Below are 13228 nucleotides of genomic sequence, written 5' to 3'. Positions count from 1 at the left end.
GCGGCGGGCCTCAGCCCAGTTCGACGCGATTGCGCCCGTTGCCCTTGGCCCGGTACAGCGCCTGATCGGCACGCTCGAATACCGCCTCGGCGCTCTCGCCGTCGCGGAATTCGGCAAGGCCGGTGGAGAGGGTGATGGTCACCGGCTCGCCCTTGAAGTGAAACGGACAGGCCTCGATGGCGGCGCGCAGGGTTTCCAGCAACTGCATGCCACCCTCCAGCGGAGTGGCCGGAATCAGCAGCACGAATTCCTCGCCACCGAAACGGGCGATGAAGTCGGTCTTGCGCAGGCGCTTGTGCAGTTCGCCGGCGATGATCTTCAGCACCCGGTCGCCGGCCAGGTGCCCGTAGCCGTCGTTGATGCGCTTGAAATGGTCGACGTCGAGCACCGCCAGCAGCAGCTCCCCGCCGTAGCGCGCGCGGCGAGCCACTTCCAGCTCCAGGCGCTCGCTCCAGGCCGCCCGGTTGGGCAACCCGGTGAGCGGATCGAGCAGGGACTTCTGCCGCTGCTCCTCGATGTGTTCGCGAAACTGCTGCGCCTCGCGCTCCATGTCGGCGACACGCTGCACCAGTCCCTGCAGGCGCTCGGCCACTTCCTCCTCGCGACTGTCGCGCTGGCGCTGATGCACGCTGACGCTCTGCAGCAGACCGTCCAGGCGCTGCTCCAGCGCCTGCTTGAGTGCCTCCAGATCGGCAGCCTCCTGCACGCGGTTCTGCAGATCGGTGACCTGGTCGCGCAGCTCCTGGTTGAAGCTGCGCGCGCTTTCCACCGACGCGCTGTAGCCTTCGTGCGCCTCGCTGAGGGTGCCGAGGAAGGCTTCCAGCCGCTCGTTGAGCTGCTTGAGGTAGCCGGCGAATTCGCGCTGACCGCTGTCGGTCACGGCCAGCACCAGCACCGCCAGGTCATCCAGCACCGGCACCAGTTCGTACCAGTTCAGGCCACCTTCCAGGCGCAGACGCAGGGCTTCGCCCTGCGGCCGATGCCGGGCCGGCAGTTCGAGCTCATCGAGCAGGCTGCGCAGGCTGCTGGCGATATGCGGCGCCACGGCGCTGTAGCCCGGCTCGCTGGTCGGCAGCGAGAAGGGGCTATCCTCATCCTCGGGCTGCGGCACCAGGCCGGGCGGCAGCGGCAGGCTGTCCAGCGCCGCCCGCGGCGCCAATGACGATCGTGCAGGCGCGGCAGTACTGAGTGCGGCGGCAGGCGCGGGCACCGGTGCGGCCGGCGAGTCGAGGAGTTCGGCGGCGATCTGCTGCGTCTCGCCAGCAGCGGCAGCCACCTGTTCGGCCGGTTGCGCCTGTTCGGCGGCATCGCCACGACTGCCGAACAGACGCTGCAGCAACCCCGGCTGTTCCTGGGCCGGCGCCTGCAGCACGGTCAGCGCCTGTCCCTGCAGGTTGCGCAGCTGGCTGAGCAGCGCCGGCAGCTGATGCTGCTGACCCACGGCGGCCTGCAACTGCTTGCCGAGGCTCTTCAGCGCCTTGCGTACCTCGCGCGGCGGCTGCAGGCGCTGCAGCTGCTCGACCAGGCCGGCCAGCGCCGCCGTCGCCTCTTCGGCGCGCTGCTGGCGACGCTGCTCCGAATCCAGTACGGCCCTTTCCAGGCGCGGAATCAAACCGCCCAGCGCGGCATCCATGTCGTCGCGGCGCAAGATGTCGCGCATCTCCTGCATGCACTGGTCGACCGCCTTGTCCGCCCCCTCGGCGGCCAGGCTGCTGCGCACCAGGCCACGGCGCAGCAGATCCAGGCGCAGCTCCCAGCGCCGCTCGAGCTTTTCCTGCTGCTCCAGGCTGCTCAGGTATTTGTCTTTCCAGCGTTGCGCGTCATCGCTCATACGACTTACTCAGGGGATGGCGTCTTCAGCATAGGCATTGGCGCAGCATTCTGAGCGCCCGGCAGACGGATTTCCACGGCCACCGGCAGGTGGTCGGAAATCGGCTGGCTGAGCACGTCGACGCGCCCCAGTTCGAGTTCGGAACTGAGCAGGATATGGTCCAGGCAGCGCTGTGGCCGCCAGCTGGGGAAGGTCGCTTCGGCCTGCGGGGCGATCAGGCCGAGATCGCGCAGCGGCGAGTTCTCCAGCAGGTCGACGGCATGGGTGTTCATGTCGCCCATCAACACCAGGTGGCGGAACTCGCCGACCCGCTCGCGGATGTAGGCCAGCTGCCGGGTACGGGTACGCGCGCCCAGGGCGAGGTGCATCATCACCACGCACAGGGCGTGTTCGCCCTCGCCCAGCTGCAGGAAAATCGCCCCGCGCCCTGGTGGCCCCGGCAGCGGGTGATCCTCCAGCAGGGTCGGACGCAGACGGCTGAGCACGCCGTTGCTGTGCTGGGCGAAGCGCCCGAGGTTGCGATTGAGCTGCTGATACCAGTAGGGAAAGGCGCCCTGCTGGGCCAGATATTCCACCTGATTGACGTAGCCCGAACGCAGGCTGCCGCCATCGACCTCCTGCAGGGCGACCAGATCGAAGTCGGCGAGCAGGTCGCCGATGCGCTGCAGATTGCCGGCACGTCCGGCATGCGGCAGCAGATGCTGCCAGCTGCGGGTCAGGTAGTGATGGTAACGCTGGGTGTTGATGCCGACCTGCACGTTGAAACTGAGCAGACGCAACAGGCCGTCGCTGGGCCATTCGGCGTTGGGCTGGCAGTGCGGGTTGACCCGTGGGTCGCACAGGCCAACCGCACGAGTCTTTCGCCAGCGGCGCAACATGCTCGGCGCCCGCGGCCGCTTAAAGCGCGGCGCGCTCCTTGGCGATCAGGTGGTCGGCGACCTCGAGGGTCTGCTGCGGGCCACCGGCCGAGCCCAGGTCGAAGCGGTACTTGCCGCCGACGATCATCACCGGCACACCGGTGATCTGGTAGGCCATGGCCAGCTTCTTGGCCTTTTCCATCTGGCCTTTGACGGCGAAGGAGTTGAAGGTCTTGAGGAAGGCGTCGCGATCGACACCCTGGGTGGCGACGAAGTCGGCGAATTCCTCGGCGGAGCCCAGCTTCTTCTTCTCCTGGTGGATGGCGGTGAACACGGCGTCATGCACCTTGTGCTCGACCTTCATCATTTCCAGGGTGATGAACGCCTGGCCGTGGACGTTCCAGATACCGCCGAACAGGGCGGGGATGCGCACGAAGTTGACGTCGTCCGGCAGCTTCTCGACCCAGGGGTTGAGGGTCGCTTCGAACTGGTAGCAATGCGGGCAGCCGTACCAGAACAGCTCCACCACCTCGACCTTGCCAGGCTTGGACACCGGCACCGGGCTCTTCAGCTCGACGTACTGCTGGCCAGCCACCGGCTCGGCATGAGCGGTGATCCCGAACAGGCTGCTGATGGCCAGAGCGGCGCCGAGAATCAGGTTACGCATGGGGTACTCCTTGGTAGTAGGCATCGCCTCGTGGCGAATCGCTAGTAAGACCGGATGACACGAGGCAGGTTCCGGCCATTGTAGCCGCGGCGCAAATGAAAAAGGGTGGCCGCGGCCACCCTTTGTCTTACCAACTGCAACAGTGGTCGCTTGCAACAACCGCTTAGTGCAGACCCTGGATGAAGCTGGAAACCGCCTCGATATCCTTGTTGCTCAGCTTGGCAGCGATGGCACGCATGATCATCGCGTCGCCGTCGTTGGTGCGGTCGCCCTCGCGGAAATCGGTCAGCTGCTTGGCCACGTAAGCGGCGTGCTGGCCACCCAGCTTCGGGAAACCAGCGGCGGCCAGACCGGCACCATCAGGCGAATGGCAACCGGTGCAGGCCGGCATGCCCTCTTCCAGCTTGCCGCCGCGGAACAGCGCTTCGCCGCGCTCGACCAGCTTCGGATCGGCAGCGCCGACGCTCATCTGCTGGCTGGCGAAGTAGGCGGCGATATCGGCCATGTCCTGATCGCTGAGGTTGTCCAGCATGCCGGTCATCTCGACCACCGGACGCGCACCGGACTTGATGTCGTGCAGCTGCTTGAGCAAGTAGCGCTCGCCCTGACCGGCCAGCTTGGGGAAGTTTGGCGCGGGGCTGTTGCCATCGGCACCATGGCAGGCACCACAGACAGCGACTTTGCCCTGACCGGCTTCGGCATCGCCAGCAGCCTGTGCCACGCCGGTGAGGCCCAGGGTCAACAGCAGACTCACGAGTACTTTGTTCATCAGCTAATCCAATTACGGCTAAGAGAGAAGGTTATCGGGCGGGCCCACTCATTCGGTCATCAGCTTGATGACCGCCTGGTAGTCCTCTGCGGTGCAGTCCATGCACAGACCGCGCGGCGGCATGGCATTCAAACCATTGGTGACGCTCTCCACCAGTGCATCCATACCCTTGGCCAGACGTGGTTCCCAGGCGGCCTTGTCGCCCTTGAGCGGCGCGGTGGGAATCTGGCCATTGTGGCAGACGCCACAGGAGCGGTCGTACACGGCTTGTGGATCCTGAGCGGCATGGCCATTGAAAGACAACATCAAAACGGCAGCCGCGAGCAGCATTTTCTTCATCAGATCGACCTCATCAGGGAGGGAAACGTCCTGCCTTCTATCGAGCAGAGCCTTTGATCGTTCCCCTTAATCGGGTTCCTGCGGGTGGGACAAAGCGCACACAAAATCTGCGGCATTATATACTGGCAACGCTGAAACGGAAACGACGCCGCTTGCCGCGCCCCCCGGCGTGCCGCAGGTGCGCGGAAATGTCGCAAGTCCTCGTACCGCTGAACGGGAATCGAGGCACCCACCGGATACCCCCATGCTCCCGAAGAATCCCATCATCGGACTGTGCCAGCAGGCCAGCTTCCTCATCAGTGCCGCCAAGGTCGATCAGTGCCCCGAGGACAGCGGCCTGGAAGTGGCTTTCGCCGGCCGCTCCAACGCCGGCAAGTCGAGCGCGCTGAACACCCTGACCCATGCCAGCCTGGCGCGCACCTCGAAAACCCCGGGTCGTACCCAGCTGCTCAATTTCTTCCGCCTGGATGACGAGCGCCGCCTGGTGGACCTGCCCGGCTACGGCTACGCCAAGGTGCCGATCCCGCTCAAGCAGCACTGGCAGAAGCACCTGGAAGCCTACCTGGGCAGTCGCGAGAGCCTCTGCGGCCTGGTGTTGATGATGGATATCCGCCACCCGCTGACCGAGTTCGACCGGATGATGCTGGACTGGTCGGTGGCCAGCGGCATGCCGCTGCACATCCTGCTGACCAAGGCCGACAAGCTGGCCTTCGGCGCGGCGAAGAACGCATTGCTCAAGGTGCGTCAGGAAATCCGCAAGCAGTGGGGCGAGGGCATCAGCATCCAGCTGTTCTCGGCGCCCAAGCGCATGGGCGTGGAAGAGGCACAGATGGTACTGGCCGGCTGGCTGGACCTGTTGCCGCAAGAGGATGAAGAAAGCGCCGAGGAGGCCTGAAGTAGGGTGCGCTGTGCGCACCGAGACCGTAGAGAGTATCCGGTGCGCACAGCGCACCCTACGGAACTGTAGCCGCCCTCTCCCGCTAGGGGAGATCACCATCTGAATGCGCGTACGGCACTTTTCTGCAGGCAAAAAAAACCCCGAGCTTCGTATGGGGAGGGAGAAGTTCGGGGTTTAAGGTCTGAACCGCTAGGGCGGGGTTCAGATGTCTGCCAACACTTAACACAACAAAGGAGCATTGAAGGGCTTTGCGGCCATTCATGAGCTCTGACCGGGCGGCGCCGCGGAAAGTTCATCGCCTTCTTAAAAACCATTTGCCATAAGAAAGCGTCGATTCAGCCCTCAAGACCATAAGCCAGAGCTGCCGCGGCCTCGCGCCGCTTCGCGCGGGTCAATGCGCTTCGTCCCAGTTGGCGCCTACGCCGACTTCCACCAGCAGTGGCACATCCAGCTGCGCGGCCCCACCCATCAGCACCTTGAGCTGGGCGCCGACCTCTTCGAGCAGATCCTCGCGAACCTCGAGAACCAGTTCGTCGTGCACCTGGAGAATGATGCGGGCGTCGATGCCGCTGCCTTGCAGCCAGTCATCCACAGCGATCATCGCGCGCTTGATGATGTCCGCCGCAGTGCCCTGCATCGGCGCGTTGATCGCCGCGCGCTCGGCGCCCTTGCGCATGGCCTGGTTCTGCGCGTGGATCTCCGGCAGGTACAGGCGGCGACCGAACACGGTCTCCACATAGCCCTGCTCGGCAGCCTGCGCGCGGGTGCGCTCCATGTAGCTCAGCACGCCGGGATAGCGCGCGAAGTAGCGGTCGATATAGGCCTGCGCCTCCTTGCGCTCGACGTCGATCTGCTTGGCCAGGCCGAAGGCGCTCATGCCGTAGATCAGGCCGAAGTTGATGGCCTTGGCCTTGCGCCGCTGGTCGCTGGTCACCTCCTCCAGCGCCACGCCGAACACTTCGGCGGCAGTGGCCTTGTGCACGTCCAGATCATGGCGGAAGGCGTCGAGCAGGCCTTCGTCCTTGGCCAGGTGGGCCATGATGCGCAGCTCGATCTGCGAATAGTCCGCCGCCATCATCTTGTAGCCCTTGGGCGCGACGAACGCCTGGCGAATACGCCTGCCCTCGGCGGTGCGGATTGGGATGTTCTGCAGGTTCGGGTCGCTCGACGACAGACGGCCGGTCGCCGCCACCGCCTGGTGGTAGCTGGTGTGGATGCGCCCGGTGCGCGGGTTGATCTGCTCCGGCAACTTGTCGGTGTAGGTGCTCTTGAGCTTGCTCAGGGAGCGGTACTGCATCAGCACCTTGGGCAGCTCGAAGTCCTGCTCGGCCAGCTCGGCGAGTACTGCCTCGGCAGTGGAGGGCTGGCCCTTGGCGGTCTTGCTGATTACCGGGTAGCCGAGTTTTTCATAGAGGATCACGCCCAGCTGCTTGGGCGAGGCCAGGTTGAATTCCTCGCCGGCGATCTCGAAGGCCTTGCGCTCCAGTTCCACCAGTTTTTCGCCCAGCTCGACGCTCTGCTCGCCGAGCAGCTTGGCATCGACCAGCGCGCCGTTGCGCTCGATGCGCGCGAGCACCGGCACCAGCGGAATTTCGATCTCGCGCAGCACCTTGGCCAGTGACGGCACGGCCTCAAGCCTGCCCCAAAGCTCCTGGTGCAGGCGCAGGGTCACGTCGGCGTCCTCGGCGGCGTAAGGGCCGGCCTGCTCCAGGGCGATCTGGTCGAAGGTCAGCTGCTTGGCGCCCCGGCCGGCGATGTCCTCGAAGCGGATGGTGCTGTGGCCCAGGTATTTCAGCGCCAGGCTGTCCATGTCGTGGCGCGTGGCGGTGGAATCGAGCACGTAGGATTCGAGCATGGTATCGAAGGCCACGCCCTGCACGGCGATGGGCGTGCTGGCATTGGCCAGGACGTTGATGTCGTACTTGGCGTGCTGGCCGACCTTGGCCTTGGCCGGGTCTTCGAGGATCGGCTTGAGCGCCTTGAGCACGGCGTCGCGGTCGAGCTGCTGCGGCACGCCCATATAGCTGTGCGCCAGCGGCACGTAGGCAGCCTCGCCGGCCTTGACCGCGAAGGACAGACCGACCAGCTGCGCCTGCTGCGCGTCGATACTGGTGGTTTCGCTGTCGAAGGCGATCAGCTCGGCCTGCTCCAGCTTCTTCAGCCAGGCGTCGAACTGTGCCTGCTCCAGCACCAGCTCGTAATCGCCGGCGCCCATCGGAGGGGTCTCGGACGCTTGCTCGGTTGCCAGCCCGGCAGGCTCGGCGAACAGGTCGCCGGCCGGCACGGCGGCCTTGGCGGCCAGGGCCTTGTTCTGACGCAACAGCTCGTCGAGCCAGGCCTTGAATTCGAGCTCGCCGTACAGCTGCACCAGGGTCGCCTGATCCGGCTCGCCCGGGTGCAGCGAATCGATCTCGATGTTCAGCGGCACATCGGTCTTGATGGTGGCCAGCTGGTAGGAGAGATAGGCCATCTCGCGGTGTTCCTCGAGCTTGGCCGGCAGGCTCTTGGCGCCGCGGATCGGCAGCTCGGGCACCTTGTCGAGGTTGGCGTAGAGCACGTCGAGGCCACCGCCGACGCCGACCAGCAGGCCCAGCGCGGTCTTTTCGCCTACACCGGGCACGCCGGGGATGTTGTCGACCTTGTCGCCCATCAGCGCCAGGTAATCGATGATCAGCTCGGGACCGACACCGAATTTCTCTTTCACGCCATCGATGTCGTAGACGCTTCCGGTCATGGTGTTGACCAGCGTAACGTGCGGGCAGACCAACTGCGCCATGTCCTTGTCGCCGGTGGAGATCACCACGTCGCGCTGCTGCGCCGCGGCCTGGCGGGCCAGGGTGCCGATCACGTCGTCGGCCTCGACCCCCTCCACGCACAGCAGCGGCAGGCCCAGGGCGCGTACGCTGGCGTGCAGCGGCTCGACCTGCACGCGCAACTCGTCCGGCATGGACGGGCGGTTGGCCTTGTACTCGGCGAACAGCTCGTCGCGGAAGGTACCGCCCTTGGCATCGAAGACCACGGCGAAGGGGCTGTCGGGGTACTGCTTGCGCAGGCTCTTGAGCATGTTCAGCACACCCTTCACCGCACCGGTAGGCATGCCCTTGGAGGTGGTCAGCGGCGGCAGGGCGTGGAAGGCGCGGTACAGATACGAGGAACCGTCGACCAGAACGAGGGGAGCTTGGCTCATGCGCGGGATCAACCTTTTCGGCGGGTGCGGCGCTAACAGGTAGTTGAAAAACGTAGGCGAGGCAGCCAGTGCAAGGCAAAAACAGGCGAGGAAGCGGAGTTTACGAGCTGTAAATGAGCATTCTGAGCCTGTTTTTAACGCAGCAATGGCAACGCAGGTAGTTTTTCAACGGCCTGTTAGAATGACCGCATCATTGAAAAATAAGGAGCAAGGTTACCATGGGTACAGCCAAACGCCTGTTGCTGGTCGGCCTGCTGGCCTGCCTTCCGCTTGCCGCGCACGCCGATGACCCGGTGTCCGGCGACCCGGACGTGACCATCCGCCAGGATGGCGACCGCACCATCGAGGAATACCGCGTCAACGGCTTCCTGTACGCGATCAAGGTGATCCCGAAGAACGGCAAGCCCTACTTCCTGGTGCGCGCCGACGGCAGCGACGGCAACTTCATACGCTCGGACGACCCGGACATGCTGATCCCGTCCTGGGAAATCTTCAGTTGGTAACAAGGCAGTTCTGATATGTCGGTATTCACCCCCCTGGAGCGTCACGAGCTCGAAGTCTTCCTGGCGCCCTACGGGCTTGGCCGGTTGCGTGACTTCCAGGGCATCGCTGCAGGCAGCGAAAACAGCAACTTCTTCGTCAGCCTGGAGCAGGGCGAGTACGTTCTGACCCTGGTCGAACGCGGCCCGGTGGCCGACCTGCCGTTCTTCATCGAACTGCTCGACGTACTGCACGACGCCGGCCTGCCCGTGCCCTACGCCCTGCGCACGCAGCAAGGCGAAGCGCTGCGCAGCCTGGCGGAAAAACCGGCGCTGCTGCAGCCGCGGCTGGCCGGCAAGCATGTGCGCGAGGCCAACGCGCACCACTGCCAGGAGGTCGGCAGTCTGCTGGCACGCATCCATCTGGCCACCCGCGATGCACCCATCGAAAGACGCAGCGATCGCGGCCTGGACTGGATGCTGGCCGAAGGCCCGAGCCTGGCCCTCAAGCTCGACGAGCAGGCGTTGCCGCTGCTGCGCGATGCGCTGGCCGAGATTGCCGAATTGAAGCCGCGCATCCTCGCCCTGCCGCGGGCGAATCTGCATGCCGACCTGTTCCGTGACAACGTGCTGTTCGACGGCAACCACCTGGCTGGCGTGATCGACTTCTACAATGCCTGCTCGGGGCCGATGCTCTACGACCTGGCGATCACCCTGAACGACTGGTGCTCGCACGAGGATGGCAGCCTGGACGGCGCTCGCGCCCGCGCGCTGCTCGGCGCCTACGCGGCGCTGCGCCCCTTCACCGCCGCCGAGGCCGAGCTGTGGCCGACCATGCTGCGCGTGGCTTGCGTGCGCTTCTGGCTGTCACGCCTGATCGCGGCCGAGTCGTTCGCCGGGCAGGAAGTGCTGATCCACGATCCCGCCGAATTCCAGCGGCGCCTGGCGCAGCGCCAGCAGGTCAATCTGCCGCTGCCATTCGCGCTGTAGGGTGCGCCGTGCGCACCAATACCAATGCCTTCGAGTACTGGCCGGTGCGCCCTACGAGCCTGAAACCAGCCCCGGCAGTTGCGCGGCCAGCTTGGCGTTGTTGATCGGCGCGCGGATGAAGCCGCGCTGGGTGCCATCCGGGCCGATGATCACCAGATTGCCGCTGTGATCGACGGTGTAGTTTTCCTTGCTGGTGTCGGCCGGGATGTAGGGGATGCTCACCGAATTGGCGAATTTCTGCAGCGTCGCTTCCTCGCCGGTCAGGCCCTTGAAGCCGGCGTCGAAGTAGTTCAGGTACTTGCTCAGTTGCTCCGGCGTGTCCCGATGGGGATCGACGCTGACCATCACCACCTTCAGCCGCGCGCGGGTTTCCTCAGGCAGTTGCGTCTGCAACTGGCGCAGCTGGGCGAGGGTGGCCGGGCAGATGTCCGGGCAGAAGGTGTAGCCGAAGAACAACAGCTTCCAGTCACCCTTGAGCTGGTCCACCGCGACCTCCTTGCCGTCCTGATCGATCAGGGTCAGCGCCGGCAGGCTGCGGTTCTGCGGCAGCAGCACGATGCCGGCATCAAGCAGCGCCGCCGGGTCGCCCTGGCTCCGGCTGTTGAGCACCTTGTTGACGGTCAGGCCCAGCACCAGAGCCACGATGGCAACGAGAACGAAAACGGTGGTATGAGTACGCGTCATGAAACCCCTCAGCAAGCCGTTGAAAAACTACCTGCGTTGCCATCGCGGCGTTATGTAGCGCCGCGCGAAAAATCGCTTTGATGTGCGCGATAAATGTGAGGCGCTGATTCTTTCACATAAGGCAAGGGAATTGCCAAATCACGGTGGTGGCGGGTTGGTATGTCCGAACTGCCACCGCTGCCTCTGTAGGCTCTCAATCCCTCCACGCACCGACCACACCTCGGCAATGACTTGGCCCACGTAGGTGGTCGCCAGGGTGGCTGTAGTGCCGGCGAGACCTGTCTGGCTAGCCAGCACCGCGCTGGTGTCAGCGCGCAGCAGCCGGCAGCTGTAAGTAGTGCCGGCCTCGGGGCCGATGCTGCCGAGGCTTGTGTCGATCAGCTGATCAGCCTGGCTCAACCTGTTCCTATGAGCCCAGCCCAGCACCACGTCACCCTCGATGCTGGTCGGCCAGCTGCTGCCACCGATGGTGAACTGCCCAGGCGGGTAAGGTCTCCCTTGGCGCCCAACAAGAGCCAGGCTGTCGGTACCGGCCAGACCTGGGGCGAGCTGTCCGATACTGGTATTGGTCAGCAGCCTGGCCTGCACCGTGACGCCCGAGGAGTACTCAGTCTCGTCCACCCCTTCAAACGTGTCGTAGAACCACACCCGCGCCCCTGCCGCGTGCTCGCGGGGCACAGTGTCTGCGCAGCCGCGCCCCAAGGTCACCGAGCCGGTGCCCAGGTCAATCGCATCAACCCGCACGATCTCATCGTCGATCAGCGCCGCCTGCCCCAGGGAGACGCGATCCAGATCGAGGCCGCTGGTCAGCGTAGCCACAGTGGGCGCAGTCGAGACGGGAATGGCGCCGACGAGCTGGGCGGTCGGGCACCAGTCCGCGACGCCCCGATCGACGAACGAACCGCTAACCCCTGGGCGTGTAGTGAGGTTGTAGTTGAGCGATAGCCCGGACGGCTTAGCCGCCAACGTCGACAGCCAGGCCGCAGTGACGTCGAGCAGCGCCAGGTTGGCCGGATCGATCAGGCCAGCCAGCTCACGGTATGGCACCTCCATCAGGCGCCGCTGGCTGACCGCCTGTGGCGAGCGATCGGGCGGGACGTAGCCGCTGGGAGGGACCGCAACAAAGGATGCCGATGGCAGGCCAAACACGTCCTGGAGGGCAGTGATGGTGATCGCACCGTTGGCCAGCGTGCCGTCCTCGATCCGCCCGGCCCGCACCACCACTTCGGCAATGCCACGCTTGAGCGAGCGGATACGGAACGCATCGGCCGGCCCGATGCTCGATCCGCGACGGTCCAGCTTGACCTTGTACTTACGAAGGTTGCTGCCCATAACACGCATATCACGCTGCACGACCCGCGCCGCCAGGTCTCCCGTCGGGATGCCCGGATAGCTCCTGGTCTCTGACGATGGGCCGCCCTGCAGCTGCGCGATCGCCTGGTTGACGGCCCTTGCCCGGCGGGTCTCGCCAGTGACCGCGTCTGTGTACTCGACGAACAGCTGGCTGGGCGCGATCAGCGCACTACTGCTCTCGTCCTCCTCGATGCTGAGCAATCCGCTGTCCTCGTCGAACAACGGCAAGTCCGCAACGGTGTAGTCGTCGCGGATCAGCTTGAGGGTGATCAGGCCGGAGTTACGGTCAGGGCCACAGTAGGCGCCGATGTGGTCGGTGATCTGATCGCGGAAGTCGGCCAGAGACCCGGAAGAGCGCTTCCAGCCCAGGCAAAGGCCGAAGCCTTCATTGAACAGCTTCAGCGCTGCAGCCCGGAATGCCGTGTCGTCGAGCATGGCCCGATCGACGCCCAGGCCATTCTCTCGATTGGTGTAGACCTCATAGAGGATGTGCGCCGGGTTCATCGCCCGTACCTGGCCACCCGCCAGGTTGATGGCGCAGGTCTCTGGGTACCAAACATCTCCATCCCAGCCATTCATGCGGCGATAGCGCAGCAGCTCCCAAGGCTTTGGATAAGGGTTGATCGAGGTCACCAGGCCGGAATAGAAGAAGCCGGCGAACCCACGGAAGTTCGGCACATGCCCGCCGCCCAGCGCAGCAGCGAGGCTGGCGTTCAACGGTTGAGCCTCATCCCCCATCATCAAGTCGAAGCGCCCCTGGATGCCGCCTTCGCCCTTGTCGCCGCCGAACAGGTCAGGGGCGTTGATGGTGATGGTCTGGCTGGTTGTGGCGTTGCCCGACCAGGCCACCTTCCCGCTTGCGCGGATCTGCAGCAGGCCGTCAATCGCCTTGGCGATCGCACCGTGAATATCGAAGCTGTAGCGGAAACCCACAGTTTGCGCTTTAGGCTTGGCTCCCATCGCGGGCCTCCTCTACTGAACGAGCATGGGCGACCAGGTGCGCGGCCAAAGCGTTGTCAGTGGCCAGCAGCAGCTCGGCATCGATGCCCTCTTGCACGAACTTCAGCCAATCCAGCCCATGCTCGGCGAAGAACGCCCGAGACTGCTTGGCGCAGTAGCCCGTCCGGGTTGTCCAGGTCGGCACCGTATGCAGGTGCTGGATGGTAACGATCAG

At 64.9% G+C, this 13228-nt stretch carries 12 protein-coding genes; 3 read left to right on the top strand and 9 right to left on the bottom strand.

Annotated elements, in window-relative coordinates; all coding sequences use genetic code 11:
- Positions 1-10 precede the first annotated feature (10 nt).
- From L1F06_RS00845 to L1F06_RS00825, 5 genes are all read right to left on the bottom strand, one after another.
- Entirely contained in the window at positions 11-1831 is a 1821-nt protein-coding gene (locus tag L1F06_RS00845; protein ID WP_129483261.1) for a GGDEF domain-containing protein, read from the bottom strand.
- 5 nt (positions 1832-1836) lie between these two features.
- The gene (locus tag L1F06_RS00840) at positions 1837-2709 is read right to left on the bottom strand and encodes an endonuclease/exonuclease/phosphatase family protein (protein WP_003242179.1); all 873 of its coding nucleotides are present in this window, start codon (positions 2707-2709) and stop codon (positions 1837-1839) included.
- Between the two features lie 19 nt (positions 2710-2728).
- Positions 2729-3355, bottom strand: coding sequence for a thiol:disulfide interchange protein DsbA/DsbL (locus L1F06_RS00835; protein WP_003242178.1), 627 nt, complete (start codon positions 3353-3355; stop codon positions 2729-2731).
- A 163-nt stretch (positions 3356-3518) separates the two neighbouring features.
- Entirely contained in the window at positions 3519-4124 is a 606-nt protein-coding gene (locus L1F06_RS00830) for a c-type cytochrome (protein ID WP_003242177.1), read from the bottom strand.
- A gap of 48 nt (positions 4125-4172) precedes the next feature.
- Positions 4173-4463: a c-type cytochrome gene (locus L1F06_RS00825; RefSeq protein WP_003242176.1), complete on the bottom strand. Its 291-nt coding sequence runs from the start codon at positions 4461-4463 to the stop codon at positions 4173-4175.
- Between the two features lie 244 nt (positions 4464-4707).
- Here L1F06_RS00825 and yihA point away from each other — a divergent pair, with 244 nt between their 5' ends.
- Complete coding sequence (gene yihA / locus L1F06_RS00820; RefSeq protein WP_003242175.1) at positions 4708-5358, top strand: ribosome biogenesis GTP-binding protein YihA/YsxC; 651 nt, start codon at positions 4708-4710, stop codon at positions 5356-5358.
- Positions 5359-5752: 394 nt separating this feature from the next.
- Here yihA and polA read toward each other — a convergent pair whose 3' ends face one another.
- Positions 5753-8548: a DNA polymerase I gene (polA, locus tag L1F06_RS00815; protein WP_129483260.1), complete on the bottom strand. Its 2796-nt coding sequence runs from the start codon at positions 8546-8548 to the stop codon at positions 5753-5755.
- Between the two features lie 218 nt (positions 8549-8766).
- Between polA and L1F06_RS00810 the strand changes: the two genes are divergently transcribed.
- Both L1F06_RS00810 and L1F06_RS00805 read left to right on the top strand, forming a co-directional pair.
- Entirely contained in the window at positions 8767-9051 is a 285-nt protein-coding gene (locus L1F06_RS00810; protein ID WP_011920475.1) for a DUF2782 domain-containing protein, read from the top strand.
- Positions 9052-9066: 15 nt separating this feature from the next.
- Positions 9067-10017 (top strand): homoserine kinase, encoded by a 951-nt coding sequence (locus L1F06_RS00805; protein WP_129483259.1) that lies wholly within the window; start codon positions 9067-9069, stop codon positions 10015-10017.
- Between the two features lie 51 nt (positions 10018-10068).
- Here the strand turns inward: L1F06_RS00805 and L1F06_RS00800 are convergent, their stop codons facing one another.
- From L1F06_RS00800 to L1F06_RS00790, 3 genes are all read right to left on the bottom strand, one after another.
- Positions 10069-10701: an SCO family protein gene (locus tag L1F06_RS00800; protein WP_011920473.1), complete on the bottom strand. Its 633-nt coding sequence runs from the start codon at positions 10699-10701 to the stop codon at positions 10069-10071.
- 138 nt (positions 10702-10839) lie between these two features.
- A complete protein-coding gene (locus L1F06_RS00795) occupies positions 10840-13014 on the bottom strand; it encodes a phage tail protein (RefSeq protein ID WP_129483258.1) in 2175 nt (724 codons plus the stop codon).
- Positions 12998-13228 carry a hypothetical protein gene (locus L1F06_RS00790; RefSeq protein ID WP_129483320.1) on the bottom strand — a complete coding sequence of 77 codons (231 nt, stop codon included), beginning with the start codon at positions 13226-13228 and terminating at the stop codon, positions 12998-13000. The genes L1F06_RS00795 and L1F06_RS00790 overlap by 17 nt, the downstream gene beginning before the upstream one ends.

Origin of the sequence: Pseudomonas hydrolytica, from assembly GCF_021495345.1 — a bacterium.
Taxonomy (GTDB): domain Bacteria; phylum Pseudomonadota; class Gammaproteobacteria; order Pseudomonadales; family Pseudomonadaceae; genus Aquipseudomonas; species Aquipseudomonas hydrolytica.
This window is presented reverse-complemented; position numbering and strand designations above follow the sequence as displayed.

Bases quoted from the DNA above. Each gene is read 5' to 3' on its own strand.
- L1F06_RS00845 (WP_129483261.1), bottom strand. From the start codon at position 1,831: ATGAGCGATGACGCGCAACGCTGGAAAGACAAATACCTGAGCAGCCTG.
- L1F06_RS00840 (WP_003242179.1), bottom strand. From the start codon at position 2,709: ATGTTGCGCCGCTGGCGAAAGACTCGTGCGGTTGGCCTGTGCGACCCA.
- L1F06_RS00835 (WP_003242178.1), bottom strand. From the start codon at position 3,355: ATGCGTAACCTGATTCTCGGCGCCGCTCTGGCCATCAGCAGCCTGTTC.
- L1F06_RS00830 (WP_003242177.1), bottom strand. From the start codon at position 4,124: ATGAACAAAGTACTCGTGAGTCTGCTGTTGACCCTGGGCCTCACCGGC.
- L1F06_RS00825 (WP_003242176.1), bottom strand. From the start codon at position 4,463: ATGAAGAAAATGCTGCTCGCGGCTGCCGTTTTGATGTTGTCTTTCAAT.
- yihA (WP_003242175.1), top strand. From the start codon at position 4,708: ATGCTCCCGAAGAATCCCATCATCGGACTGTGCCAGCAGGCCAGCTTC.
- polA (WP_129483260.1), bottom strand. From the start codon at position 8,548: ATGAGCCAAGCTCCCCTCGTTCTGGTCGACGGTTCCTCGTATCTGTAC.
- L1F06_RS00810 (WP_011920475.1), top strand. From the start codon at position 8,767: ATGGGTACAGCCAAACGCCTGTTGCTGGTCGGCCTGCTGGCCTGCCTT.
- L1F06_RS00805 (WP_129483259.1), top strand. From the start codon at position 9,067: ATGTCGGTATTCACCCCCCTGGAGCGTCACGAGCTCGAAGTCTTCCTG.
- L1F06_RS00800 (WP_011920473.1), bottom strand. From the start codon at position 10,701: ATGACGCGTACTCATACCACCGTTTTCGTTCTCGTTGCCATCGTGGCT.
- L1F06_RS00795 (WP_129483258.1), bottom strand. From the start codon at position 13,014: ATGGGAGCCAAGCCTAAAGCGCAAACTGTGGGTTTCCGCTACAGCTTC.